This window comes from Microvirga pakistanensis, assembly GCF_004458765.1.
GTDB classification, from domain to species: Bacteria; Pseudomonadota; Alphaproteobacteria; order Rhizobiales; family Beijerinckiaceae; genus Microvirga; species Microvirga pakistanensis.
Map to the genome: position 1 here is coordinate 130316 of NZ_SPJX01000029.1, position 23134 is coordinate 153449.

Consider the following 23134-nt stretch of genomic DNA (forward strand, 5'->3'; position numbering starts at 1 on the left):
AAGATCTGGCGGGCTCTTTGTGCCTACATTGGGGGCGTGGCTCTCGGCTTCGGGTGCTCAAGAAAGAAGCGCATCATCTCGCGGCTGGCATCGGGACCTTTAGGCTCAGTGTACGAGCCAGCCGGACTGCCGCCGGACCAGGCATGCCCTGCCCCGTGCAGAACCCAATGCTCGAGCATCGGATGGCCGCTGTCATCGCACGCGACCGTTCGAGTATAGCTGATCCCGCCCGGAGCCTGACCTTGGCTGACGGTTGATTGCAGATCCGAGCCCGCCTTCGACTGAGCAATGACCTGATCGCCATTGACAGGGTTCACGGTCGTGTCGCGATCACCGTGGAATACGATTGTCGGCACTGGCTGCTTGGCTCCACTGTTCTGAGGCGCCCCGCCCTGCCGCATGGCAGCAAACGCCGACGGCATGTCACGCGCAGCCCCGCACGCCAGGCCGGAGTGGACGCCGACCGCCGCATAGAGGTCTGGATAGGTTGAGCCCATGATCGCCGCTGCCGCCCCGCCGGCGGAGAGCCCAGCCACATAGACGCGTCCGGTCTCGACCGAGAAGTCACGCATGATCTGACGGGTGATGCCGGCGATCAGGGACGGCTCGCCGCGATCCCGCTGCTGGTCGCCCGCGTTGAACCAGTTCCAACACTTGGAAACATTGGCGGACTGGGCCTGCGCCGGGTAAGCCACCAGAAACGTCTGCTCCTCGGCCAGCTCGTTCATCTGAGTTCCAGCGGCAAAGTCGTCGGGCGATTGGGTGCAGCCGTGCAGCAGCACCACGAGCGGCACAGGCTGACCCGTGTAGCCGCTGGGGATGTAGAGCTTGTAGGCGCGGCTTCCCGCCTCGTTGGCAAAGGTCCGCTCCTCGAAACGGGCCCCCTCCGGCAGCGGGGCCGGTGCACGGGTTGGAATAGGTCCAACGAGCCCATCGAGGCCAAGGCCGGAACCGGGCTGGCCCATGCGGTCGAGGAGGCCACGCAGCACCTCCGGCATCTGGCGCTGGCCCGACGCTCCGGCCAGACCACCAAGACGGTGAGGAGCACCGTGTGGGAGGTCGAATTTCAGTGGGGTCCAGGCCCCTCCCCCGGCGGATGGCGGCACCATATCGATGATGCGAGAAAAATGCCCTGCTGGGCGTTTGCTTCCATCTCCGCCAACGCCGCTTGAGGTCGTTGCTGGATGAGCACCCGCAAGTCCTCCCTGGACAAGCCCTCCCTGGAGGAGAGCCATGGCTTCTGCGAGCCGGCCTTCGCGGGTGAGGCGGGTTGCCTCGAGCATGTCGATGTTCGGTTGTGCGTTCATGGTTTTGATCCTGTTGTTGGACAAGGCGAGGCCGATCCCTTCCTCGTAGGAAGGGTTGGGCAGGTTCGATGCTGCGGCAGGGGCTATCGGATGGTCAGCGCATGCGGTCCTTGATCGCCTCTTTCACGGCCGGGCTGGCGTGCAAGGCGCCAAGAACATGAAGAGAGGCGATTGTCTGCCGGGCCAGCTCGGGCGTGACATCACCAGCGATACTGGCGAGGCCAAGAACCTGGATGTGCAGCACTTCGCCGGCCGCTTGCACGGCTTCCAGGTCCTGGCGGCTGTAGTGGCGCAGGCCCAGGTCGAGCTGGTGTCGCTCGACCGACTTCCTGACGGCATCGGTGTGCCGATCGAGCTGGTTTCGAATGGCTGTGCGGATGAAGTCGCTTCGGTTGGAGTAGAAACCCTCCTCGACGAGGAGATCGATATGGCCGAGGTCGACATAGCCCAGGTTGATCGTGATCTTCTCGCTGTCTCCGGCCTTGGGCCGAAGTTCATGCACGTTGTTCGCCATCCTTATCATCCGTTAGCCATCTGCATGGATGGTATCTGGATGGTGGCGGCGGCGAGTTCAAGCCCCAACTTTAGGTATTCCCTCAATCCGGCACCTGCTTTGCGTCTATGTCCACAGGACAGGTTTCCGGAATACGGCGGTTGCACTGCACAAATTTGTCGCGGCTGTCCGGGCTCGAAAGCGGCTCTGTATGCGTTAGTCTCACGTCAACCAGCCGCAATCGCTAGGGAAAGGAAGAGCCGCATGGGCCAGAGGTTCTGTCCGCAGTGCTCCTGCGATGCAGCATCCGTTTTGAGTTTCGCCATGAGTGATGGTGGCTTCGCCGCCGCGGTTCAGTGTCACGTCTGCGGCTTTGAGCAGCCCACTGGGCGTGGCTTTGAGGACGAGAAGACTGCCCGCGAGGCCGCAACCCATGCTTGGTTGGAGGGCACGGAGCCCCTCCCCTCAACCTCTCAGGCTTGCTCTCTTCTGAAGTAGACCGGGTCGAGCGCATAATGCCTGGCTTGCTGGTTGGCCTGATTGACTGCTTCGCCCAAGGTGAGGAATGGCCCACTCACGGCGATGGCTGTTCCATCGATCAACACCGTCACCATGTACTCCGTCCAGGCGGGAAGTTCCTTCCCAGCCGCTTGAAGCTGACCGATCAAAGCCAGCGTCAACCCTCCACCCGCACTGTCGCCGGCCTCAATCCGCGCCTCGAGGGCCGGTCCGGACTCGGACGGTTCCGCAGCCTTCGCGGCCGATAGCCCGTCGGCGCCGGCAAGCACCCCGGCAATCAGGAGCGAACGTAGGATCCCTCCGGCGCGGGAGCCCCGTGGCATCGCTACGACATGGGGCCATCATAGCAGTATCCTCAGCCGGCGGGTGTGGCTCCTGCTCTTATAACACAACGGAATCATCAGCGCTGGAGCGCCTATAGGCGAGATCCCTAGTTCGGCCCGGCTCGGATCTGGCCGAAGCCGGGCGCCCTTCACGAAATTTGTCTTGGCGGCATACCGCAGATGTTTCAGAATCCCCGGGGCCTGCACCGCTTCCGTCAACCCACCGGAGCGATAGGGGCGCACGACGGCTCGCGCGGCCGACGGTGAGAGAAATGAACGGACCAACCCTGCATGAGGAAGATCAAGGCGGCGGGTCTCCTGCTCTCGTGTTCCTTCACTATTTCGGCGGCTCCTTGCGGTCCTGGGCCCATGTCGCCAGAGATCTATCGAGCAGCGGTCGGTGCCTGAGCATTGACCTCCCCGGCTTCGGCCATTCGGCGCCGCTGCTTGCGTACAGCGTGCACATGGTGGCCCAGGCGGTCGCGATGCGCATCTCCGGTCATCGCCTCGACAACTACGTTCTCGTGGGCCATTCGATGGGAGGCAAGCTAGCGCTCGCCTGCGCGGCCGCGAACCCTCCGGGCTTGGTTGGACTGGTTCTCGTGGCCCCCTCGCCTCCCTCGCCCGAACCAATGGACGAGCGAGAACGAAGCCGCCTGCTCGCGACGCATGGTGATCGCGCCTCGGCGGAGCAAACCCTCCGCACGATCACACGGCGCCCCATCCGGGCGGACGACGCTGCGGTCTGCATCGAGGACAATCTTCTAACCTCGCCCGAGGCCTGGCACTGGTGGCTCGCACAGGGCAGCCGCGAAGACATCACGGCACAGGCCGGGCTCGTCGCCTGTCCGGCTCTGGTGCTGGGGGGGAGTGACGACCCAGTCATTCAGCCCCAGGTGATCGCCGCCGAGGTCATGCCCTGCCTGGCCGACGCCGCCCGCCTCGAGATTGCAGGAGCCGGGCACCTCCTTCCGTTCGAGGCCGCGCAAGAGGTCGCGACGGCGGTCCGGGGCTTCGTCACCCAGCGGTGCGGCCGCACCGGGAGCGGGACGGCCCGCCTGTGACCAGGGGCCGCCTGGCTCGGCCCGCCCGGTGGTCCAGCATGACGGATGGGAGTACGCCATTCGAGGCGGCCCATTGCTGCGGCGTGCCTTTGCGGCAGCGTCTAATCAACATATGATTCGTAAAAGGCCAAAATTCCGCGCCGGCCGGGCGTATGCGCCCGGCCGCTTTGCTCCAGAGGCTTGGTGAGTCCTAGTTGGAGGCCCGCAATGGCAGCACCCTGGTTCATGTTCGCGACCGGCATCGAGAACAGCTATCCGACGATCAAGAGCGGCAGCGTCCGGGTCGACGAGATGGAAAAGTGCGGTCACTACGCGCATTGGCGAAATGATTTCGAACTCCTTCAGGAACTCGACATCCGCTACCTGCGTTACGGGCCGGCGATCCACCGCGCGTGGCTCGGCCACGGCTCGTATGACTGGAGCTTTCCGGACGAGGCATTCGGCGTGCTCAAGAGCCTCGACGTCGTTCCCATCGTCGATCTCTGCCATTTCGGGGTGCCTGACTGGATCGGCAATTTCCAGAACCCCGATTTTCCGGCTCTGTTCGCCGAATATGCCCGTGCCTTCGCCCAGCGGTTTCCGTGGGTGCAGCTCTATACACCCGTGAACGAGATGTTCATCTGTGCGACTTTCTCAGCGGCGTATGGGTGGTGGAATGAACAGCTTGCCAACGACGCGGCTTTCGTGACGGCGCTCAAGCACATCGTGAAGGCGAATGTTTTGGCCATGGCGGCAATCCTAGAGATCCGTCCCGATGCGATCTTCATCCAGAGCGAGTCGTCCGAATACTTCCATGCCGACGAGCCCGATGCGATCGGGAACGCCGAGACGCTGAACGCGCGCCGGTTCCTCTCTCTCGACCTCAACTATGGCCGCCGCGTCGACTCCGAGATGTACCAGTTCCTCCTGGACAACGGCATGACGCGCGATGAGTACCAGTTCTTCCTGACCCATCATCTGCGCCAGCACTGCATCATGGGGAACGACTACTACATCACGAACGAGCATCGGGTCGCGCCCGATGGACGAACCTGGGCGGCAGGAGAAATCTTCGGATACGCCGAGATCACCCGGCAATACTACGACCGCTATCGTCTCCCGGTCATGCACACTGAGACGAACCTGGCACAGGGCGCTAACAGTGACGAGGCGGCAAACTGGCTGCGGAAGGAGTGGGCCAATGTCATGCGAGTCCGCAACAGCGGCGTCCCGATCGTCGGGTTCACGTGGTATTCTCTGACGGACCAGGTCGACTGGGATACGGCGCTGCGTGAAGACAACGGCCGGGTCAATCCCCTCGGCCTCTATGATCTTGATCGGAATATCCGACCCGTCGGTCGGGCCTATCAGCAATTGATCCAAAGATGGCGCAGGGTTTTGCCGACGCAGAGCGTGTGTCTCACACTCCCGATCATTCAGCCGAGTCAGTTCGGCGGTGCGCATGCCATGTCCCAGCAGGAAGCGGCCCAGGACTTGCGCCGCGGGGCTATGGCATCGCAGACGATGCCCGATCATGCGGGCTGAACCTGTGCCCGCGCCGCCAGCCCGGGACCGGCCTCTTCATGGCGATCCCTTTCCGCCGTCTCGGTTGCATCCGGCTCTGTATGTGGCCGAGTTCATCGGCACAGCGCTTCTGGTTTTCCTTGGGGTGTCAGTGGTGATCCTGATGTTCGGGCAGGGTAGTCCCGGATCGAAGCTGATCCCGGCCGAAGGACTGCGCCTGTTTCTGACGGGAGGATTGTTTGGGTCAGTTGGCGCCCTGATTGCGGTGTCTCCGATTGGCCGGATCAGCGGTGCACACATCAACCCCGCGGTCACGCTCGCGTTTTGGCTGGAGGGCAAGTTGGCGTGGCGCGACGCGGCTCTTTATATCCTGGCGCAGTTCGCAGGCAGCGTAGTCGGAGCCGTGCCACTTTTGGCTTGGGGCCATATGGGACGAAGCGTTGCGTTTGGGGCAACGCAGCCGGGCCCGGACGTCCCGGTCTGGTTCGCCATTTTGGGCGAGGCCGGAGTGACGTTCCTGCTCATCCTCGCAATCCTTACCACGGCGGCTCACCTGCGCACTCGGCGGTTCACCCCACTCGTGTTGCCCGCCATCATGTCGCTCCTGGTATGGCTGGAAGCTTCGATCTCAGGTGCGAGCGCAAACCCGGCGCGCTCGTTTGGGCCGGCACTTGTAGCCCATGTGCCCCTGGAGCCATGGATCTACATAGTGGGGCCTTCTCTCGGATCGGTCCTGTATGCCGGGCTCGTCCGTATTGAAGCTGTCCGCCTGCCTCGCGCGACAGCCGCCCGCCTGTTTCACTTTCATATGGAGGCTTGGCGTGCCGACAACCCGTAGTAAGACCGCGCGTCGAGCGTCTGCTCTAGGTCAACCTGAGCCGTTGAGCGTGGCCTTACGAAGGTCAGCTTATCCTATGACTACGGACGTTCGGCTTTCGTCTGCCTCGTGCCGTGAACGGACACTAGCTCCCCGTCGAGGAGCACAGGACCTCGACTGGGATCGTCTTGAGGATCATGGACGTCGTTCTGCCTGCCCTTCTCTGTAGAACAGCATTCCGCCGTGGTGGAGCACGTCGTCGATGAACTCACCGTCGGCCGTGAACTCCCGTATCGTCCCAGTAGTCGATTTTGGTGCCGCGGATCTCGTAGCGCCCCCGATAGGCGCTCCTGCGGGTGCCCCGCGCTTCGTCGTAACGGCCATTCGGGAGAAGCTCCTGGCGGATGTGGCCGTCCTTTGTGACCCACATACCGATATAAGGGTGACCTGCCATCTCTGTTGGTCCCTTGACGAAGGTTTGATTGGTGCTCGCAGGCTGGCCGAGCGCCCATGGTGCGCTGACCATTGCGGCAGCAAAGACGAGCGGGAGAGTTCTCCTTGGCATCGTACGCTCCATTCTTCAATGAGAACTCGCAGTCGGACGAACGATGACCTCACTTACGTCCACCTCCGGTGGCCGCGCGATCGCATAGCGGATCGCTGGTCCGATGGAGTCCGGATCGATCGCAGTCCTGCGGTACTCGCACGTGGTCTCTCGAGCGCTCTCGTCCTAGATCGTCACGTCGAACTCGTTCGTGACCACGCCAGGCGAGATCACCGTGACCCGCAACCGACCCGTCTCCTGCCGGAGGCCGTCCGAAATCGCCCAGACTGCGTATTTGGTCGTGCAGTAGACTGCCGCCGTCGGCGACACGCGATGTGCACCGATGGACGCGATATTGATGATGTGATCAGAGCCTCGAGCCTCCATGACAGGCAGCACAGCCGCAATGCCGTTCAGAACACCCTTGATGTTCACGTCCACCATCTGGTCCCACTCGCTCACTTTGAGAGCGTTGAGACGGGAGAGCGGCATGATGCCTACATTGTTGACGATCACATCGATACGACCGAACTCCTCGAGCGTGGCAGACACCACCCTGGCGAAGTCGTCTCGTAAGGTCACGTCAAGCCGGTGGGCCCGGGCGCCTCCGCCGGATGCCTCGATACGGCTGACGAGGTCTTGCAGACGCTCTGTCCGGCGTGCGCCGACATGAGGGCGATGAATCCAATTGGCTTGCGCGGGAGCAGGTCTGACCTTTGGGATGGAGGAAATCTTCCGCCCCTATATTGCTCGAGCTGAACTTGTGCCCCTCCTCGAAGAGTTCTGCCTGCCCTTGCCTGGCTTCTACCTCTACTATCCGACCCGCCGCAACTTGCCGCTCAAGTTACGGGTTCTCGTGGATTACCTGCGCGCAACGCGACGTTAGCGCCCTTTCGGCTTCGGCCACGAGGAGGAGATCGACGCTACAGCATCGGACCCTAAAGTGGATCTGCGCTTTTGGGATAAATCCGACCACCGGCGCGTGCTAAATCTTGCTCTCAGGACCACCCAACCTAATTGAAGAACTTCTTCAGAAGAAGGGATTGCTCATGCACAGCATTGTATTCGAACGGTTCGGCGATCCGGCTGAGGTGCTGACCCTTGCCGAGCGTGAGCGGCCGGCTCCCGGGCCGGGGCAGGCGCTGGTCCGGATGATCCTGTCTCCCATCCACAATCATGACCTGATGACCATAGCTGGCACGTATGGCATCAAACCGCCGCTGCCGGCGATCGGTGGTACGGAGGCGCTCGGCGTGGTGGAGGAACTCGGCGCCGGGGTCGAGAACCTCCAAGTCGGGCAGCGCGTGATCGGCGGTGGCCAGCAGACCTGGGCCGACTATTACCTGGTCGATGCGAGGCACGCACGCCCCGTGTCCGATGGCATTGACGATGAGACCGCTTGTCAGCTCATTGCCATGCCCCTCAGCGCCAAGATGGTGCTCGCCGACCTTGGCCTTCAGCGCGGCGACTGGCTCGTGCAGAACGGTGCCTCTGGCGCCGTCGGACGCCTTCTTTCGCGCTTCGGGGCGGAAAAGGGCGTCAACGTGCTCAGCCTTGTTCGGCGTGACGCGGCAGTCGCCGAACTTGCCGCCGCCGGCATCACAAACGTCGTGTCGACCGAGCAGCCCGGCTGGGAAGCGCGCGCCCGCGATCTTGTCGGCGATGGAACGATCCGCGCCGGCCTGGACTCCGTGGGTGGGGACGGCCCCGCGCAACTTGCGCGTCTGGTGGCCGACGGCGGCGAGATCGTCATCTTCGGTGCCCTGAGCGGCCAGCCGATCCGCATAGAGCCGTCTGTTGCAATCTTCCAACAGATCACCATTCGAGGCTTCTGGGGTGCCAAGCCAGGCCTCGCGCCCGACGTGATCGGCGGCCTACTCGAGGAAGTCATTGCCGACGCCGCCGATGGCAAGCTCACGCTCCCGATCGACGCCACCCTTCCGCTCGATCGAATCGCCGAGGCCGTGAGCGCCAGTAACGAACCCGGTCGCAAGGGCAAGGTTGTCCTACGCGGGCGCTGATCAGGCTTGCAGGAGCAAGGCAAGGGTGGCGTATCAGGGACACCACCGCGATGGTGGAGCGCATCGACCCGCACGGTGAAAGCCGCCGAGGGTGCTGGCGACTCGAGTAGTACAGGTGGCATCCCGTCTGCCGGACTTCTGTGCGAAGCACGGGATCGTTGCCGATATCGAGTTGGTCCGGGCGATCTCTGCTCCTTCAAGACCTGGAGCAACCTGCCATGTTCTACGCCACTTGCCGTCGATACGGCCTGATACGGCTCGGTCCCTTCGAGACGCTACGCGTGCGTGGCAAGTTCCCGCTGCGTACCGCACGCATTCGAGAGGTTTCCGATCGACTGAACGCACCTCCGCTGAGCCACAGCTATTGGTAACGTCTGTTGTAGGTCGGAAGCGAGATTTCCCGCATGTTCGGAATGCGCGGTTCGGTGAGGATTGCTGCCTTCGAGCTTAGGTCTCAGGCGTGCCAGCACCGGACATTCTCGATGATGGTCACACAGATGCAGAAGCAATCGCAGAACAGAATCCCGCACCCGGGATGATTGATGGAGAGGCAGCAATGCTTCGACCACTTACCTAAGGCGATCCCAGACGAGCGCCGCCAGCGGCATGACATGGTTGCGCCTCACGGTGATAATCAGAACGCCGCAGAGAGCGATCCCGGTGCCGAGGGCCATTCGCAGGTCGAACTGGTCCCCCGTCACAAGGATTCCCAGAACCACGGTTATAAGCGGATTCATGATCGTCAGAGGCGCAATCAGGTTGGCCGGGTACTTTCCGATCAAATCATAGTAGATGGTGTGGGCTATCAGGGATACGATCAGCGCCGAAAACAGCAGAGCCGCCAGGAAAGCCCAGCCCCCTGCCATTGCCCGAGGGATCTGATCAGTCTCGAGGCCCGCTGTCAGGATGGCCAACGGCGCCACGGATGCGAGCCCGACCCAGGCCTGGAACCGCAGCGGCTGGACACCCTCCATCTGCTTCATCATCACGGCCGCCAGCGATCCCGCGGCTGCTGCCCCCAGGATAAGAACCAACCCGCCCGAGATTGGGAGCCCGCTGCTGGGATTCCACATCACGAGCACACCGCCCACGAACGTCAGCCCTATTCCAAGCCCTCGCTTCCAGTAGATCCTCTCGCCGAGCATGGCGACGGACAGGAGGGTTGTGATCGGAAGCCCAAGCTGCGTCACGACCGCAGCGCTCGACGGGCTGGCTGTCTTGATGCCGAGGAAGAACAGGGCAAAGCCGCCGCCGCCCATCAGAAAACCGACAAGAAGAATACGCCAGGTGGGCCGTGGGACAGGCAGAAGCCACGGCAGGGCCAAGACTGCGACAATCCCATAACGAACAGCGGCATAGAACAGAGGCGGGATCTCCATGCCCGTCACCACGATCTTGCTCACCACGGTGTGTGCTGCCCACAGCAGGCAGACAAGGAGCATCAAGAAGAAGTCGCGCAAAGCCATGTTATCGGGTTAACCTACCCGCATGGAGCAGCACAACTGCTGGAAGCGGTGGGCAGGCATGCAGATGCGGGCCCGACTTGAACCCTGTTGACTCACCGCGTAGTTCCCTCTCGAAGAAAAATGGGCTGCCTTGGTCAGCAGCCCAGAGTGGAGAGAATACTGCCTGAGACACTTGCCCGCCAGCAGGTGCCCGTTCGCTTCTCATTCGAAAAGCTTGAGGGTCACATCTGCGACCACGACTGAGCCCATGTAGGTTCCGAACATGACGCAGATCGCAACAATGACGATCTTCCAGCCTGAGGTGCGGGCAATCTGGAACTCGTTCTGCGTCAGCGCCAGGCCACCGTATGCAAGCGCCGGCGTTGCCAGAGCCAGGAAGTTCAGTTTTCCAACCTGCTCAACGATCAAGGCTGAGCCCGGCACACCGGGAATCGTTACCAGGATCGCGACAAGCGAGATCCACGCAACGCTAGGAAGATAGAAGGGCACGAACTTTGCCAGGAGAAGCCCCACGATCGAGATCGCATATAGAAAGGCCATCCCGGGCAGTGCGGTCATCGGGTCGACCTTGGTTGCGACCCAGTTGCTGATCAGTCCGAGTACGCAGGCGACCAGCAGGAGCAACGCGTGATGCGCCAAATCGATTCGACGTTCATCTTCCACGTTCAGGATATCCGCCGATACAGCGGTGTTCTTGATGGTTTCAATCGTCATGACTGCGCCTCCCGGGAAATGCTCGACGTCTGTTCACCGCGACTGATCCGGTACAGCCATTCGGTCAGCGGCAGTGCGACGAACACACCGGCATAGAGGCCGGTCGCATAGGTAAGGATATTGCTCGCCGCCGCCAGGGCCAGGATCATATCCTTGTCCGTGGGCGCCGCCGACACGAGTGCGCCCGTGCAGGCTGCCAGCATGCTGCCGGACCCCACTCCGCACGACATTGCGAGTGCCCTGACGTCAAAGATTCCGAGACCGTGAATCAGGGGCGGCATGATCGCGAACACGAAGGTGCCGATGATCGTTCCGGTCGCGTAGACACCCATCGCCCCGGCGCCCTCGGGACTGTTGAGCCCATACTTGTCCGCAATCAAGGCCAGGTTCGGTTCACGGTCGATGGAATAGGTGGCCCCAATCGCCTCACGTCCCATCTTGAGCAGGAAGACGGCCACTGGAAAGGCAACGAGGATGGTGCCCAGGTTGCCGATCTCCTGGAGCACCAGGGCCGGTCCGGTCTCGATCACCTTTTGAATCTGCGGTCCGACCGTCGTCCCAAATTTTGCGATGAACGGCATGATAGAGATGGCGATCATGGTGCCGGCGACCTTTGTGGCGTTGCCGGACAGGACGCGCCGAGTGCCTTTCATGATATTCGGGTTCAGAATGATCCCCATCGCGAAGGCATAAAGGATCGGCAAAAGGATCACGGCAGCGATGCCGATGGGAATCCGGATCAACCCTATGGACTCGGCTACCACCACGATTCCCAAAACGAAGAGGTGTAGCCCGACCCCTCCGTATCTCTCCAATGTTGTCTGTGCCATATTTCTAGTTCCCTCGAGCACATGCGGCTGGACCGCTTTTCGTCTCTGCCTCCCTTATGAGGCGGCTACGAAGTATGAAGTCGGCATAACAGGCGAATAGATCACTTATTCGTAACGAGGTGTTGCCGATTGGGCAACGCCGTAAGGTGCGACGTGCCAGATGCCCTCTCATCGAGCGGCAACCCAGGCTGTAAGGATTGCCGCGATGCGCCTCCAATCGGGACGCGAACTCGCAAGGTGAAGCCCTTTGCGATGGCGGATGGGACTCAGGTCGACCTGAGTCCCATCCGCCGGATTGTCGGGGCTCAATCGACGGGGTGATAGCCGAACGTGATTGCCGGATCCTCGGCGGTTTCCACCCACACGCTCTTCGTCTGCGTATAGGCCATGAGAGCCTCCCTGCCACTGGAACGGCCATAGCCGCTGCGGCCAAAGCCACCAAAGGGAGACATCACACTGATGGTCTTGTACCCGTTGATCCAGAAGGTCCCGGCGCGGACGTTGGCCGCCACGCGATGTGCACGCCCGACGTTCTCGGTCCAGACAGCTCCCGCGAGACCGTACGGAGTGCCATTAGCAATGGAAATCGCCTCGGCCTCATCATCGAACGGCGTTACCGCCAGAACAGGTCCGAAGACCTCTTCTCGGGCGATTTCCATCGTCGGGGCAACACGGTCCAGGATAGTCGGGGAATAGTAGAATCCGCCCGTTGCCTCGAGATGTGCAGGCTTGCGCCCCCCCGTCGCCAGCCGGGCGCCGTCCGATATGCCCTGCCGGACCATCTCGTCGATCTTCTTCCACTGCCGCTCGTTGTTGATCGGGCCGATCTGGGTCTGGTCGTCGAGCGGGGCCCCGACGGGAATCCTCTCGGAGGCCTTCGCGAGCTTCTCAACGAACTCGGCATGCACGGCGCGCTGGACGAGCAGGCGTGATCCGGCCACGCAGCTCTGCCCCGCGGACGCGAAGATGGCCGATTGGGCGCCGACGACAGCTCGGTCAAGGTCGCCATCGGCAAAGACAATGTTGGCCGACTTGCCGCCAAGTTCCAGGATGCAGGGCACTGCATTGCGGGCCGCTGTTGCGGCGATGGCGGAACCGGCCGCTGCCGAGCCGACGAACACCACTAAGGCGGTCTTCGGATGTGCGACCGCATACTGGCCGGACGTGTGGCCAACGCCCGCAATGACGTTCACGAGGCCTTTCGGAGCTCCGGCACGCTCGCAGAGGGCCCCAAGGACGAGGGATGTCAGCGGGGTCAGTTCAGAAGGCTTGAGCACAACGGCATTGCCAGCGCAGATGGCCGGAGCGATCTGCCAGCCCGCCGTGAACAAAGGCGCATTCCAAGGGGTGATCTGCACCACGACGCCGTAGGGCTCGTGGCGAGTATAGTTGAGATGGGTAGTCGGTACGGGGATGACGTCACCGTACATCTTGTCGGACCATCCGGCATAGTACTCGAACATCTCGGCAACCTTGCCGATCAGGCCGCGCGTGTCGCGGATCGGCTGGCCTGCGGTCCGGCTTTCCAGTTCGGCTATGGCCGGTGCATTCTCGCGCAAGAGCCTGCCGATCTCCCAGATCACCCGACCACGGGCCGATGCGGTCAGCGCCATCCAGCGGCCCTGTGCCTCCCTGGCAGCCTCCATCGCCGCATCGACCACGGCCGATCCGGCATCGGCATAGGTCAGGAAGACCTTGCCGGTTGCAGGGTCGACCAGCTCGACTGCCTCTCCATTTCCGGGAAGGATCTGACCGGCGACAAGGCTTCCGATCTCCTTCGACGGCAGGAGATCCTGGAGGAGTTCGAGAACGCGTGCGCTGCTGTCAACACTAACAAGGGGCATGTTCATGTCAGGCAACCTTCTTGCTGGAGGAGACGGGAGCGGGCGAAACGGCGCCCATGCGCGTGAAGTCGTCGGTATCGGCCAAGTGCTCGCTTTCCGATCCCCATTGCCGTGAAACGGCCTGGGCAATTGGGAGATCGACCCCGACCCGCTCCGCCAGCTCCCGGGCGAGCCGCACGTCCTTGCGCATCAGCCCCATCGAGAACCCGCTGTCGAAACGCTCCGACATGATCCATTTCGGGAAGTGAATCTCGCTGAGCGCCGATCGCCCGGTGGCGGCGTTCACGACCCGCAGGGCCGAGTCGGGATCCACGCCCGCAGCAGCCGCAAGCCGCAGTCCCTCACTGGTGGTCAGCATGTGAGCCGCCACGAGCATGTTGTTGACAAGCTTCGCGACATTTCCGGCCCCGGTCGGGCCGACATGCAGGATCTTGGAGGCCATCGCCTCGATGACAGGGCGAGCCAGAGCTACGTCCTCCTCGCTGCCGCCGATCATCATCGTGAGATTGCCCGAGCTGGCCCCCAGGGGGCCTCCGCTGACGGGTGCGTCGATGAAGCCGTGCCCGGCGGTAGCCAGCTCCGCAGCAAGGGTCCGGCTGACATCCGGCTCCGAGGTTGACGTATCGATGATGATGACCCGCTTGGCACCCTTGCGTTCGAGCAGGCCCCCCGGAGCTTTCACGACTGCTTCCACCTCACGCGCGGAAGGAAGCGAGAACACGACGAAGCTCGCGTCGGCGAAGACATCCTCGGCTGTCCGGGCGCGCTCGACCCCCGCCGCGGCGGCGGCATCGCAACGGGCATCCGAAACGTCGTAGCCCAGGGTCCGGAAACCCTTGCCGACGAGCGTCTGCGCCATCCCCAGGCCCATGCTTCCAAGGCCGATAACCCCGACGGTTTCACGATCCTGTTCGCTCATTCGCTGCTCCTTCCTCCAGACCGCCTCCGGGCGATCCGATGCTCGGTCAACAGTCAGGGACGGAGTTCCTGCCAGCAAGACGAAAGGAAAGAACAAGGTGTTGCCGGGGCAGCAACACGCCAAATCAGTAAGGATGCTTCACCTGGAATGCGACCATTTCGCGTGCGATGTGACCGACCAGTTGCTCAACTGAGACTGGGAGGCGCCGCCGCGCCCGCACGATGATGTGGGCGCTTGCCTCTACCAGCAGCGGATCCGTAAGCCTGACGACGCCGACCTCGCCGCGGGCCAACTCCGCATCAACCGCGAACGGGGGGAGATACGTGATCCCGAGCCCGGCGCGGACAAACTGGCGGAGAACGTCGATCGAGGGGGTCTCCAGCGCAGGTGACAAGGCAAGCCCGCAATCGGCCGCCACGCGCCCGACGAGCTGACGGACACCGTGGCCCGGAATGAGCAATGCACAGGGGTACGCGAGGCTCTCAGCCAAGCTAATGCTCGGCAGCGTTAGGAGCGGGTGGTCCGGTGGGGTTATGACCGCAAGAGGCTGCCTCGCGATGGCGATCGACCGGATGCTGGTGTCGATGACGGGATTATAGACGAGGCCCACGTCGGCATCGCCATCTGAGACAGCAGCAAGCACGCCTGCGGTTCCGGCAAGGTGGATCGTGAACCGGATATCCGGATAGATCTGGGCAAAGGTCCTGAGCCCGTTCGCGATCATGTCCGCGGCGAACCCGTCTCCGCAGCTAATCCTGACAAGCCCCTGCCTGACGCCCTTCAGACGACCGAGTTGCTCCCGCAGGAGTTCCTCATCCTCGACCATGCGTTTGGCATGCTCCGCCAGGAGTTCACCCGCCTCGGTGAGGACGACGCCCCTGGCCGTCCGCTCGAAGATGGGCAGGCCGAGGCGGTGCTCGATATCGGCGATCTGGCGGCTCACCGCCGAGGGCGCAATGCTGATATGGTCTGCGGCGGCCCTGATCGAGCCGGTCCGGACCACGGCCAGGAAATGGCGAAGCGCGCGGGTGTCTAACGCATCCAAGGACATGACGCACAGTCAGCATTGGCGCACGTTTTCGGCAAGCCCCTATTTCGAAGCTATGCTGTCAATTCGTTTCATTGCTTCAGGAGAGCCTCGTCTCGACCACCCTGCGCCAAAGGTCCACGCCGTGGGGGATGACCTCGTCATTGAAGTCGAAGTAGGGGGAATGGAGGCCAGGGTTCGCTCCGTCACGGCCGCTTCCAAGCCACAGGTAGCATCCCGGCCGAGCCTCCATCATGAAGGCGAAATCTTCGGCGGCCATACTCGGCGAGACGGTTTCGACCCTGATCTTTGTCTGGGCACCGACCACGGAGCGTATAAATGCCGCCTCGGCGGCATCGTTGATGGTCGGAGGATAGCGCCGCTCGTATCTGACCGTGGCCTTGCATCCGAAGCCGCTCACGACCGAGTTGGTGAGGTCGGCCAGGCGGCTCTCGATGAGGTCGCCGACGGCGTTATCGAACCATCGTGTCGTGCCGCGGATGACACAACTGGGCGGAATGACGTTCCAGGCTTCGCCCGCGTGAATCTGCGTAATCGAAACAACAGCAGGCTCCAGGGGCGACACGTTCCGGCTGACGATCGTTTGCAGGGAGGTTCCCAGGGTGCAGGCCGCCATGATTGGGTCGGCGCCCTCATGCGGCATGGCCCCGTGCGATCCGACTCCGTCGATCACGATCTCGAACGTGCCGAAGGCCGCCATCATTGCGCCGTCTCGGGCGACGCATGACCCCACCGGAATCCCGGGCCAATTGTGGAGCGCGTAGACGGCATCGCAGGGAAACTCCGTAAACAGCCCGTCCTCCACCATGCGCCGCGCGCCGCCTTCATTCTCCTCGGCCGGTTGGAAAATGAAATGGACGGTGCCATCGAACCGCCCGGACTGGGCGCAGGCCCGGGCCGCGGCGAGCAGCATGGCAACATGGCCGTCATGGCCGCAGGCATGCATCTTGCCCGGCCTGAGCGACTTGTACGGGGCCTGGCCGAGTTCCTCGATGGGCAGGGCGTCCATATCGGCCCTGATCCCAATGGAACGGCCGGAAGTGCCCCTCGACAGCGTCCCAACCACACCAGTGCCCGCGAGTCCTGTGGAGACCTTCAAGCCAAACGAGTCGAGCATACGGGCAATGAAAGAGGAAGTCTCATGCTCCTCGAAGGCGAGCTCCGGGTTACGATGCAAATGATGCCGCCATGAGATTGTCTCGGCGATTTCATCTGATTTCATGGGCATCCCCTGTAATCGACAGAGTCAATGATTCAGAAGCCGCGCAGAGGGCGCTAGTGTCGTTTCGGGATGGCTGCGTTGCTCTAATTGGAACACTCTTGGACCCATCGTAGCGGCTTGAGGAATACTCGCGCAATGAGCTGGATGCCTGAAAGGCGGCTCAGGGTCAAACTGAGCCGTTGGGCTTGGCGTTATAAGAGTCAGCTTACCCTATGGCTCCGGAAGTTCAGTTTTCGTCTTCCTCGTGCCAGTACCGGACTCTCCTAGTTTTGGATCGATTTCCCGGAAGGCTGCCTCTGGAACTGTTAGGCAGTATCACGTCTGAAAGCTGATATGCTGCGCAATCCAGTTCTGGTGGCATAGAGATCGCCGAACTCGAATGGCGACGCCGTCCAGCGGGTCAACGCCCGAAACTGCCGGGAAGCAGGGCACCGGTCAGGTTCAGGGCCGTTGCCATGTTGCGACGCAGCAAATCCCTTCGCTGTTGCGAGATTGTCTTCCTAGTATCTGCGCCACCGCTCTCCGACATTCAGTCAGTCCCGAAATCCGCTCGCCGAAGAGACCTTGGTCGTGGGCAAGCACACCGTGACCAGCGGGACAACCACCGTGCGCCGCGTTGTCGGGGAGACTCCGGTTCAGCAGCAGGTGTCGCTTCACAATGAGAGGGTCATCGTGGAACGGCGCAAGCCAGTCACCGATGCCGTGACCGGGGAGATCCTGACCGAGCTCACGATCGAGATGGTCGAGACGTCCGAGAGGCCCGCGGTGGGCAAGAGCGCGAAGGTGCGGGAAGAGGTCGTCGTGCGCCGGGAGCGTACTCAAAGGATTGAGACCGTGCGGGACACCGTCCGTCGCGACGAGATCGAGGTCACGCACTCCGACGAGAACCATCGTGCTGGTCTGCCTCCTGAAAAGTGATCCTCCCTGAAGTATGGCTTTTGAGCCGAAGGAGGACTGAAGATGGGCAAGAAGAGGCATACGGCTGAAGAGATTGTCGTGAAGCTGCGGCAGATGGACGTGCTGACGGCGCAGGGCCGGACGCTCAAGGCCGTTGACGTGATCGACGTACTCTCGGACCTGTTTATCCTGCGCGGTGTTTCGGGCCATGTTCGTTCCGACAACGGCAGCGAGTTCGTGGCCAAAGCGGTTCGGGCCTGGATCGTCGCGGTTGGGGCAGGCCACTTGCTCGATTTGGAAGCAGCGGAGTCTCAAGCCACCATCTTCATGTGGATCAGCGGGTAAGAGCGACCTGTGCCGTCCAATTCAGAGCGGCCGACTTCTTTGAACCCCATCCTCCGGTAAAAGACGCGCGCTCCTTCGTTCTGCTCGTTGACGTCAACGGCCAAGCCATCCTCCAGGCCACGGGCGTGCTCAACGAGCAGACGTCCAATTCCCCTGCCGTGTTGATCAGGGGCGACGAAGAGGGCATCGATCATCGACCCTGTCATGCCCATGAAGGCAACAGGCGCGTCTGAGGCATCAACGACGACCCAGAACCGGCAATGGGGCAGGTAGTCGTTACGAACCATGTTGGAAAAGAACTCAAAATCAGACTCGCTCAGGAAGTTATGGGTCGCCTGCACAGCGGTACGCCAGATGTTGAACATAGTTTCCGTCTCGTAGGGGCGTAATGGACGAATCGTCAGCATCCCGTGCGCTCCATAGGTGCAAGTCCATAGGGGATTAAGCCGAGGTTCCACTGGCAACCCCATTCAGGCCTCGATGCCGTTGAGTTGTAAAAAGCCCAGAACGGTTTCGCGGCACTTCCGCCAGTCCGCCTCCATGGAGCCGTAGAACGCATGCTCGGCCTGCGGGAGATGCAGCACGTGAAGGTTGCCGCCTGTGCCCCACGAAGCAGGGAGACGAGCGGCATCCCGGCCGCCGAAAACTGTAAGGGTTGGAATGGACATCCTGCTCGGATCCTCATCTCTCAAGCGTGTCGAGGAGATGCAAACGAGGCGCTGCAACTGAAGACCGCACAGAACGCTTTTCCAGAGGACAGCTCCGCCGGAGCTGTAGCCCAGACCGATATCCGCTTCCTTGAAGAGGTCAAACGCTTTTGCGGCAGCCACATCGAAGCCGCCTTCGATGAGAGCGCGATGAAGATCCTCGCCCTGGCGGGAAATGCCGAGAAGCTCAGCCAAGCCCACTCTTTCGATCGAGAGAAGCCTATCCGAGCCGGAAAGAAAGCAGGTCTCCTTGGTCGGCAAGCCATTGATGTCGGTGAGGATGATGCACTTCATGAGCCTGGTTCAACCGGGTGTTGCTGTCTGGCGGCTGTTTGGCGACGAGGCCGCCATTCCTGCTGTTACCAGAGATGCGCTGGTGCCAAGGATGTCACTCTAACAATTCTGTTGACTACAGTGGCAAAGCCGCACCGGTGACCTTATCACAATGTCTGATAGAAGCTCACTCTGATTGAGAACGTGTATCTCACTGACCTTCAGGCTCTACCACATGATCGCACGGATCTGGCGTACTGCTGTCGATTCGCAACGCGCTGCCGAGTACGAATATTTCGCCCGAACAGTTTCACTCCCCATGTTCTGCCAGCAGCAGGGCTATGCCGGTGTGATCATGGAACGCAGCGGTGACAGTTGCATTGTCATAACCCTCTGGCACAGCATGAGTGATGTCGATGCGCTGGATCAGTCGCGCACGTACAAGAACACCGTGTGACAGATCCTGGCAAAAGGCTTTCTGCTGGGGGAGCAGACGACAGAAGCCTTCGAGGTTAATACCCTTGATGTAAGGGCTGGATAGCTGCGATGCAGGATGCCGATATGGACCAGGATACGAACTCACCATTCTTGCTGCAGACCTTCAGGAAGGCCTCGTTCGATGAAGCTGGTGATGTGGCGCGGCTCCACCGCTACGTCGTACGGACTTGTCTTCCCTTTCTGCCTGATCTGCACACACCAGAAGAAGATCTCTGGTACTTCACCAACCGCTTCTTCCCTGAGCACCAGGTGTGGGTCTATGCAGAAGGCTCAATCAAGGGCTACTGCGGCTTCCGCGAGGGCTGGGTGAGCCATCTCTATGTCGGCCCGGAAGTTCAAGGGAAGGGTGTTGGATCCATGCTGTTGAGAAAGGCCATGGAGGCTCACTCACCCTTGCGATTGTGGGTCTTCCAACGAAACACCCCTGCGATCAGCTTTTATGAGAGACATGGGTTCCGTTTGATAGAGACGACCGATGGCGCAGGAAACGAGGAGAAGGAGCCGGACGCTTTGTACGAGTGGACAGTGTGATCAAAGTGTTATGGTTCTGCGATCGGAGAGCCCAGGCGGTTCAACTTAGGTCCATAAGTGTGGATTGTGCGGGAGTGTGGCTCGCTGGTGACAACCCACCTCGCTTTTCTCAAGCCACCGTCAGAGGCAAATGTCCGTTCTGGGTCAGGCAGTGAAATTCGCCCCTCGTCCGGAACGTGCCATGGCGAGACATTCCGGATTCACAGATTAGGTCTTTCTGGCAGGCGGCCTTGCTTCCCGTCCGAAGTGGTCGTCCCGTAGCTGGGCGAGCCAGACGGTGTGACCGCCGCAATTCCGATCCTTGGCCAGATGGGCAACCGCGTTGAAGCCGTTCGCGACTGGTAGGTGGCGGTACTCGGAAGTATCCAGGCTGGCGTGATAAAGCGGCTCACCCCATTAGACCCGATGGCCTCACCATGCCGCGGTCCGCTCGAAAACATCAAGGCGGCGTGCGGGGCGGCATGCCGCCGGAAGACGGGAAACATGCGTCTCTGATCGTCATATGTGAGATGGAAGGAACTGTCCCGGGCCAGGATCCCATCGAAGGTGCGAGGTAGCGCGAGGGTTCGCATGAACCCGATATGCCATTCGGACTCAGGAAAGGCATTCCCGCACATCGCGATCATTTCCAGAGAGGAGTCGATCCCCGTGGCCCTGCAAACCCGGTCAATGAAGTACTTCGCGATCGACTTTCCTGAACCACACCCGATGTCGAGTATGGAGGCATCGGGCGGGAGGAGTTTGAAAAACCGCTCGAGCCAGGATTTTTCGATCAACCGATCGCCTCGGTCACGTGCCCAGGCCTCGGCATGCCGCCGATGGAGTCCAACAATCCTCTCCGCTTCGGACACGAGGCACTCCTCTCAGGGCGACAAGCTGCCGAAACACTAACAATCGGCATCTCAGGACCGATCCAGATTCATGCCAACCGGCGCCTCCGAGAACCGGGCCTGCCGGGGCGCGAGCTCATGGCCCTGCGGCTGCGTGAGAAGGCCGTAAAGCTCCGGCCGGCGACCGCGGATCCAGCGCCGGCCGGTGGCAAGCGGCAGGAGGCTGAGGTCGAGGTCGGCTGCCACCAGAGCGTCCCGGGCTTTCCAAGTCTCGGCGATGATGCGGCCGTAGCAGTCGATGATCATGGCGTTGCCGGTGCGCACCTCACCGTCGTCCTCGCCGACCCCGTTGGCGAACAGCAGGAAATACCCGTTGTCGTGGGCACGGGCCGGCAGCCAGCGCAGCAGCCATTCGCGGCCCTTGGGACCGCGGAACTCCGCCTCGATGGCATCGGGATCGGTGTGCCGGTTGTCCCAGAGGGCCGGATCGATCAGGCCCATGGCCTGGGGGCTGCGCGAGTGGCAGCCGCCGGTTTGGTGCGGCGCCATGACGATGTCGGCGCCGAGCAGCGCCGTGGCGCGGGCATTCTCCACGAGATTGTTGTCCCAGCAGATGAGGACGCCAACCTTCACGCCCCATGGCGTGTCGAAGACCGTATAGCTGTCGCCGCTGGCGATGTGGTCGCTCTCGAAGGCATGGAGCTTGCGGTGGCGGTGAACCTGTCCGTCGGGCAGGCACACCACATAGGTGTTGAACAGGCGCCCGTCGTCGGCGCGTTCGATCAGGCCGACGCCGATGGCCATGTCGAATTGCGCCGCGAGCTTGAGAACGGCCTGGGTCGACGGACCCGACGGCACGGGTTCGGCAAGCTCCTCCAGCCGTTGGCGTCCGAGATTGCGCACGTGCCAGTACCCGGTGAGGCACATTTCCGGAAAGGCGAGAATCTTGACGCCCTGATCCGCCGCCTCGCCGGAGAAGCGCTCCACCACCAACATGTTGTAGCTCTTGTCGTCGGCCTTGTGATGAAACTGAACCGTTCCGCATCTGAAGGAAGCCTTAGTCATCCTCGTCTCCGGGTAAGGGGCCAGGATAGCAACAGCGTAATGCTGCCTTCGCTCTGATTCAACGACTGAGTTGAGTATCGGCTTCGACCCACACCGTCATGTGGCCGGCTTCTCTGAACGGCCTGCCGCTCGAACGGCAGATCGGCAAGCTGTTCAGGGCTCATATGTCTCAAAGATGGATGGGACAGCGGATCTCTCTCCAACTCCGCTCGCCATGATCCACTCTCTTCCGCGAGCCACATGAGCCAGGCGCGCTTGAGGTGCTTGAGCAGGGCCGCCAACACTCGCACGGGGATGCCTCCGATTTATAAGAGAGCCGCCCTTCACCGCCGCGTTCAGGCCGAGGTACAAGGCACTGGCAGCCAAGAGAGCCGATAGGATGCGGTTGAGCAGACGGAGGCTCGTCGGGCTGTCGATCGATCCGTGCAGGACAGCTCCCGCGAAAGCCCAAAAGCCGATGGAGACGTAGCAGTTCAGGAAGTAGATCGTCGCGAATACAAGGATGTGTCGCCAGTTGCCATCCGCCGCATAGGCTCCCATCCCAGCAATCGAGGCCAGCCATGCCTTGGGGTTGAGCCATTGCAGCAGGGCTCCTTCCATGGCCGTCGGCGCCCCCTTCATGTCCCGCGTGGATAGGGTGCCATCGTCGCACGCCAATCCGACCGCCATGTAGACAAGGAACAGAACACCCGCCCACCGCACGATGGCGAGCAGTTGCGGCACGCGGGTGACAATCTCGTTCAGTCCGAAGCCGATCAGCACCAGCAGAAGGGTAAAGCCAACGGTTGCGCCCGTGACATAGCCGATGGTCGGGCGAAAGCTGTAGCGAATGCCGGCCGAGAGGGCGACCACGTTGACGGGTCCAGGCGAGATGGAGGCAGCCAGCGAGAAGGCTGCCATGGACAGGAGGAGTGCTGGCGTCATGTGGATAGTGAACGTTGCAGCGGAGAAGGCTGGATGAGGTGGTAAGCGGGACTCAGGTCGGCTGGCTGTCTAAGCCGGCTACGAGAACCGCGTCGCATCGCACAGCCTTAAGCCGAAGCGCCTTCAGGGGCGCGTACTCGGGTGACGCATACCAGGCCTTGGCCTTCTCAAGCGTCGGGAATTCGATGATTACGAGGTAGTTCGGCGACCACTCGCCTTCCGTGCGGTCGATGTCCCCGCCGAGGGCACGATAGCGCCCGCCATACGCTCCTGTGATCGGCGCCACGGCCGCCTTGTAGGCCTCCAGGGCTGCGGGATCCCGGATCTCCCGATTGTCGAAGATGTAGAAGGCGCTCATGGCTTGCTGCTCCTGTCGCTCACTAATGCTGGAGGATAGGGGCAACTCCGGTCGACAGAATAGCTGGCAGAT

Annotated in this window: 23 protein-coding genes and 4 pseudogenes; 9 read left to right on the top strand and 18 right to left on the bottom strand. The window is 61.8% G+C overall.

Annotated elements, in window-relative coordinates; genetic code table 11:
• Nucleotides 1–23 precede the first annotated feature (23 nt).
• The 3 genes from E4K09_RS02200 to E4K09_RS02210 all read right to left on the bottom strand — a co-directional run bounded on the left by E4K09_RS02200 (nucleotide 24) and on the right by E4K09_RS02210 (nucleotide 2588).
• The gene (locus E4K09_RS02200) at nucleotides 24–1307 is read right to left on the bottom strand and encodes an extracellular catalytic domain type 1 short-chain-length polyhydroxyalkanoate depolymerase (RefSeq protein ID WP_134494823.1); all 1284 of its coding nucleotides are present in this window, start codon (nucleotides 1305–1307) and stop codon (nucleotides 24–26) included.
• Nucleotides 1308–1401: 94 nt separating this feature from the next.
• Nucleotides 1402–1821 carry a CopG family transcriptional regulator gene (locus E4K09_RS02205; protein ID WP_134494825.1) on the bottom strand — a complete coding sequence of 140 codons (420 nt, stop codon included), beginning with the start codon at nucleotides 1819–1821 and terminating at the stop codon, nucleotides 1402–1404.
• 452 nt (nucleotides 1822–2273) lie between these two features.
• Nucleotides 2274–2588, bottom strand: a complete 315-nt coding sequence (locus E4K09_RS02210) for a hypothetical protein (protein ID WP_134494827.1) — start codon at nucleotides 2586–2588, stop codon at nucleotides 2274–2276.
• Between the two features lie 326 nt (nucleotides 2589–2914).
• Here E4K09_RS02210 and E4K09_RS02215 point away from each other — a divergent pair, with 326 nt between their 5' ends.
• The 3 genes from E4K09_RS02215 (at nucleotide 2915) to E4K09_RS02225 (ending at nucleotide 6047) form a co-directional block, all read left to right on the top strand.
• The gene (locus E4K09_RS02215) at nucleotides 2915–3706 is read left to right on the top strand and encodes an alpha/beta fold hydrolase (protein WP_134494829.1); all 792 of its coding nucleotides are present in this window, start codon (nucleotides 2915–2917) and stop codon (nucleotides 3704–3706) included.
• Between the two features lie 207 nt (nucleotides 3707–3913).
• The gene (locus tag E4K09_RS02220) at nucleotides 3914–5230 is read left to right on the top strand and encodes a family 1 glycosylhydrolase (protein WP_134494831.1); all 1317 of its coding nucleotides are present in this window, start codon (nucleotides 3914–3916) and stop codon (nucleotides 5228–5230) included.
• A gap of 82 nt (nucleotides 5231–5312) precedes the next feature.
• The gene (locus E4K09_RS02225; RefSeq protein WP_166802112.1) at nucleotides 5313–6047 is read left to right on the top strand and encodes an MIP/aquaporin family protein; all 735 of its coding nucleotides are present in this window, start codon (nucleotides 5313–5315) and stop codon (nucleotides 6045–6047) included.
• A gap of 174 nt (nucleotides 6048–6221) precedes the next feature.
• Here E4K09_RS02225 and E4K09_RS02230 read toward each other — a convergent pair.
• Both E4K09_RS02230 and E4K09_RS02235 read right to left on the bottom strand, forming a co-directional pair.
• Nucleotides 6222–6591, bottom strand: a pseudogene (locus E4K09_RS02230) (Atu4866 domain-containing protein).
• Between the two features lie 15 nt (nucleotides 6592–6606).
• Nucleotides 6607–7239 (bottom strand): annotated as a pseudogene (locus E4K09_RS02235) (SDR family oxidoreductase); the annotation flags it as partial.
• Between the two features lie 13 nt (nucleotides 7240–7252).
• Between E4K09_RS02235 and E4K09_RS02240 the strand changes: the two are divergent.
• Together E4K09_RS02240 and E4K09_RS02245 are read left to right on the top strand one after the other, a co-directional pair.
• A pseudogene (locus E4K09_RS02240) lies at nucleotides 7253–7456 on the top strand (LysR substrate-binding domain-containing protein); the annotation flags it as partial.
• Between the two features lie 163 nt (nucleotides 7457–7619).
• Entirely contained in the window at nucleotides 7620–8591 is a 972-nt protein-coding gene (locus E4K09_RS02245) for a zinc-binding dehydrogenase (RefSeq protein ID WP_134494944.1), read from the top strand.
• Nucleotides 8592–9160: 569 nt separating this feature from the next.
• Here the strand turns inward: E4K09_RS02245 and E4K09_RS02250 are convergent.
• The 7 genes from E4K09_RS02250 to E4K09_RS02280 all read right to left on the bottom strand — a co-directional run bounded on the left by E4K09_RS02250 (nucleotide 9161) and on the right by E4K09_RS02280 (nucleotide 16640).
• Nucleotides 9161–10057, bottom strand: a complete 897-nt coding sequence (locus tag E4K09_RS02250) for a DMT family transporter (protein WP_134494835.1) — start codon at nucleotides 10055–10057, stop codon at nucleotides 9161–9163.
• A 201-nt stretch (nucleotides 10058–10258) separates the two neighbouring features.
• Complete coding sequence (locus tag E4K09_RS02255) at nucleotides 10259–10771, bottom strand: hypothetical protein (protein ID WP_134494837.1); 513 nt, start codon at nucleotides 10769–10771, stop codon at nucleotides 10259–10261.
• Entirely contained in the window at nucleotides 10768–11601 is an 834-nt protein-coding gene (locus tag E4K09_RS02260) for a DUF3100 domain-containing protein (protein ID WP_134494839.1), read from the bottom strand. The genes E4K09_RS02255 and E4K09_RS02260 overlap by 4 nt, the downstream gene beginning before the upstream one ends.
• Before the next feature lie 305 nt (nucleotides 11602–11906).
• Nucleotides 11907–13445: an aldehyde dehydrogenase family protein gene (locus E4K09_RS02265; RefSeq protein WP_134494946.1), complete on the bottom strand. Its 1539-nt coding sequence runs from the start codon at nucleotides 13443–13445 to the stop codon at nucleotides 11907–11909.
• Between the two features lie 7 nt (nucleotides 13446–13452).
• Nucleotides 13453–14364, bottom strand: coding sequence for an NAD(P)-dependent oxidoreductase (locus E4K09_RS02270; RefSeq protein WP_134494841.1), 912 nt, complete (start codon nucleotides 14362–14364; stop codon nucleotides 13453–13455).
• A gap of 124 nt (nucleotides 14365–14488) precedes the next feature.
• A complete protein-coding gene (locus tag E4K09_RS02275; RefSeq protein ID WP_244610322.1) occupies nucleotides 14489–15415 on the bottom strand; it encodes a LysR family transcriptional regulator in 927 nt (308 codons plus the stop codon).
• A gap of 76 nt (nucleotides 15416–15491) precedes the next feature.
• Nucleotides 15492–16640 carry a M20 aminoacylase family protein gene (locus tag E4K09_RS02280; protein WP_134494843.1) on the bottom strand — a complete coding sequence of 383 codons (1149 nt, stop codon included), beginning with the start codon at nucleotides 16638–16640 and terminating at the stop codon, nucleotides 15492–15494.
• Nucleotides 16641–17141: 501 nt separating this feature from the next.
• Between E4K09_RS02280 and E4K09_RS02285 the strand changes: the two genes are divergently transcribed.
• Together E4K09_RS02285 and E4K09_RS02290 are read left to right on the top strand one after the other, a co-directional pair.
• On the top strand, nucleotides 17142–17552 hold the full coding sequence (locus tag E4K09_RS02285) for a DUF2382 domain-containing protein (protein ID WP_134494845.1): 411 nt from the start codon (nucleotides 17142–17144) through the stop codon (nucleotides 17550–17552).
• 117 nt (nucleotides 17553–17669) lie between these two features.
• Nucleotides 17670–17810 (top strand): annotated as a pseudogene (locus E4K09_RS02290) (IS3 family transposase); the annotation flags it as partial.
• A gap of 32 nt (nucleotides 17811–17842) precedes the next feature.
• Here E4K09_RS02290 and E4K09_RS02295 read toward each other — a convergent pair.
• Both E4K09_RS02295 and E4K09_RS02300 read right to left on the bottom strand, forming a co-directional pair.
• Nucleotides 17843–18283, bottom strand: coding sequence for an acetyltransferase (locus tag E4K09_RS02295; protein WP_134494847.1), 441 nt, complete (start codon nucleotides 18281–18283; stop codon nucleotides 17843–17845).
• Between the two features lie 63 nt (nucleotides 18284–18346).
• Nucleotides 18347–18877 carry an alpha/beta hydrolase gene (locus E4K09_RS02300; RefSeq protein WP_134494849.1) on the bottom strand — a complete coding sequence of 177 codons (531 nt, stop codon included), beginning with the start codon at nucleotides 18875–18877 and terminating at the stop codon, nucleotides 18347–18349.
• Between the two features lie 214 nt (nucleotides 18878–19091).
• On the opposite strand from E4K09_RS02300, the gene E4K09_RS02305 reads away from it, so the two are divergent.
• Together E4K09_RS02305 and E4K09_RS02310 are read left to right on the top strand one after the other, a co-directional pair.
• Nucleotides 19092–19313, top strand: coding sequence for a hypothetical protein (locus E4K09_RS02305; RefSeq protein WP_134494851.1), 222 nt, complete (start codon nucleotides 19092–19094; stop codon nucleotides 19311–19313).
• 89 nt (nucleotides 19314–19402) lie between these two features.
• A complete protein-coding gene (locus tag E4K09_RS02310; RefSeq protein ID WP_244610323.1) occupies nucleotides 19403–19885 on the top strand; it encodes a GNAT family N-acetyltransferase in 483 nt (160 codons plus the stop codon).
• Between the two features lie 200 nt (nucleotides 19886–20085).
• Here the strand turns inward: E4K09_RS02310 and E4K09_RS02315 are convergent, their stop codons facing one another.
• The 4 genes from E4K09_RS02315 to E4K09_RS02335 form a co-directional block, all read right to left on the bottom strand.
• The gene (locus tag E4K09_RS02315; protein ID WP_342211327.1) at nucleotides 20086–20736 is read right to left on the bottom strand and encodes a class I SAM-dependent methyltransferase; all 651 of its coding nucleotides are present in this window, start codon (nucleotides 20734–20736) and stop codon (nucleotides 20086–20088) included.
• Between the two features lie 51 nt (nucleotides 20737–20787).
• Nucleotides 20788–21780 (bottom strand): nitrilase family protein, encoded by a 993-nt coding sequence (locus tag E4K09_RS02320; RefSeq protein ID WP_134494853.1) that lies wholly within the window; start codon nucleotides 21778–21780, stop codon nucleotides 20788–20790.
• Nucleotides 21781–21933: 153 nt separating this feature from the next.
• Nucleotides 21934–22704: a LysE family translocator gene (locus E4K09_RS02330; protein ID WP_134494856.1), complete on the bottom strand. Its 771-nt coding sequence runs from the start codon at nucleotides 22702–22704 to the stop codon at nucleotides 21934–21936.
• A 52-nt stretch (nucleotides 22705–22756) separates the two neighbouring features.
• Entirely contained in the window at nucleotides 22757–23062 is a 306-nt protein-coding gene (locus tag E4K09_RS02335; protein WP_134494858.1) for a DUF1330 domain-containing protein, read from the bottom strand.
• Nucleotides 23063–23134: the final 72 nt, after the last annotated feature.

Coding starts and splice junctions, on each gene's coding strand:
- E4K09_RS02330 (WP_134494856.1), bottom strand. CDS start 22,704: ATGACGCCAGCACTCCTCCTGTCCATGGCAGCCTTCTCGCTGGCTGCC.
- E4K09_RS02200 (WP_134494823.1), bottom strand. CDS start 1,307: ATGAACGCACAACCGAACATCGACATGCTCGAGGCAACCCGCCTCACC.
- E4K09_RS02265 (WP_134494946.1), bottom strand. CDS start 13,445: ATGCCCCTTGTTAGTGTTGACAGCAGCGCACGCGTTCTCGAACTCCTC.
- E4K09_RS02220 (WP_134494831.1), top strand. CDS start 3,914: ATGGCAGCACCCTGGTTCATGTTCGCGACCGGCATCGAGAACAGCTAT.
- E4K09_RS02335 (WP_134494858.1), bottom strand. CDS start 23,062: ATGAGCGCCTTCTACATCTTCGACAATCGGGAGATCCGGGATCCCGCA.
- E4K09_RS02255 (WP_134494837.1), bottom strand. CDS start 10,771: ATGACGATTGAAACCATCAAGAACACCGCTGTATCGGCGGATATCCTG.
- E4K09_RS02205 (WP_134494825.1), bottom strand. CDS start 1,821: ATGGCGAACAACGTGCATGAACTTCGGCCCAAGGCCGGAGACAGCGAG.
- E4K09_RS02250 (WP_134494835.1), bottom strand. CDS start 10,057: ATGGCTTTGCGCGACTTCTTCTTGATGCTCCTTGTCTGCCTGCTGTGG.
- E4K09_RS02300 (WP_134494849.1), bottom strand. CDS start 18,877: ATGAAGTGCATCATCCTCACCGACATCAATGGCTTGCCGACCAAGGAG.
- E4K09_RS02305 (WP_134494851.1), top strand. CDS start 19,092: ATGATCGCACGGATCTGGCGTACTGCTGTCGATTCGCAACGCGCTGCC.
- E4K09_RS02270 (WP_134494841.1), bottom strand. CDS start 14,364: ATGAGCGAACAGGATCGTGAAACCGTCGGGGTTATCGGCCTTGGAAGC.
- E4K09_RS02275 (WP_244610322.1), bottom strand. CDS start 15,415: ATGTCCTTGGATGCGTTAGACACCCGCGCGCTTCGCCATTTCCTGGCC.
- E4K09_RS02245 (WP_134494944.1), top strand. CDS start 7,620: ATGCACAGCATTGTATTCGAACGGTTCGGCGATCCGGCTGAGGTGCTG.
- E4K09_RS02280 (WP_134494843.1), bottom strand. CDS start 16,640: ATGCCCATGAAATCAGATGAAATCGCCGAGACAATCTCATGGCGGCAT.
- E4K09_RS02310 (WP_244610323.1), top strand. CDS start 19,403: ATGCAGGATGCCGATATGGACCAGGATACGAACTCACCATTCTTGCTG.
- E4K09_RS02320 (WP_134494853.1), bottom strand. CDS start 21,780: ATGACTAAGGCTTCCTTCAGATGCGGAACGGTTCAGTTTCATCACAAG.
- E4K09_RS02295 (WP_134494847.1), bottom strand. CDS start 18,283: ATGCTGACGATTCGTCCATTACGCCCCTACGAGACGGAAACTATGTTC.
- E4K09_RS02260 (WP_134494839.1), bottom strand. CDS start 11,601: ATGGCACAGACAACATTGGAGAGATACGGAGGGGTCGGGCTACACCTC.
- E4K09_RS02215 (WP_134494829.1), top strand. CDS start 2,915: ATGAACGGACCAACCCTGCATGAGGAAGATCAAGGCGGCGGGTCTCCT.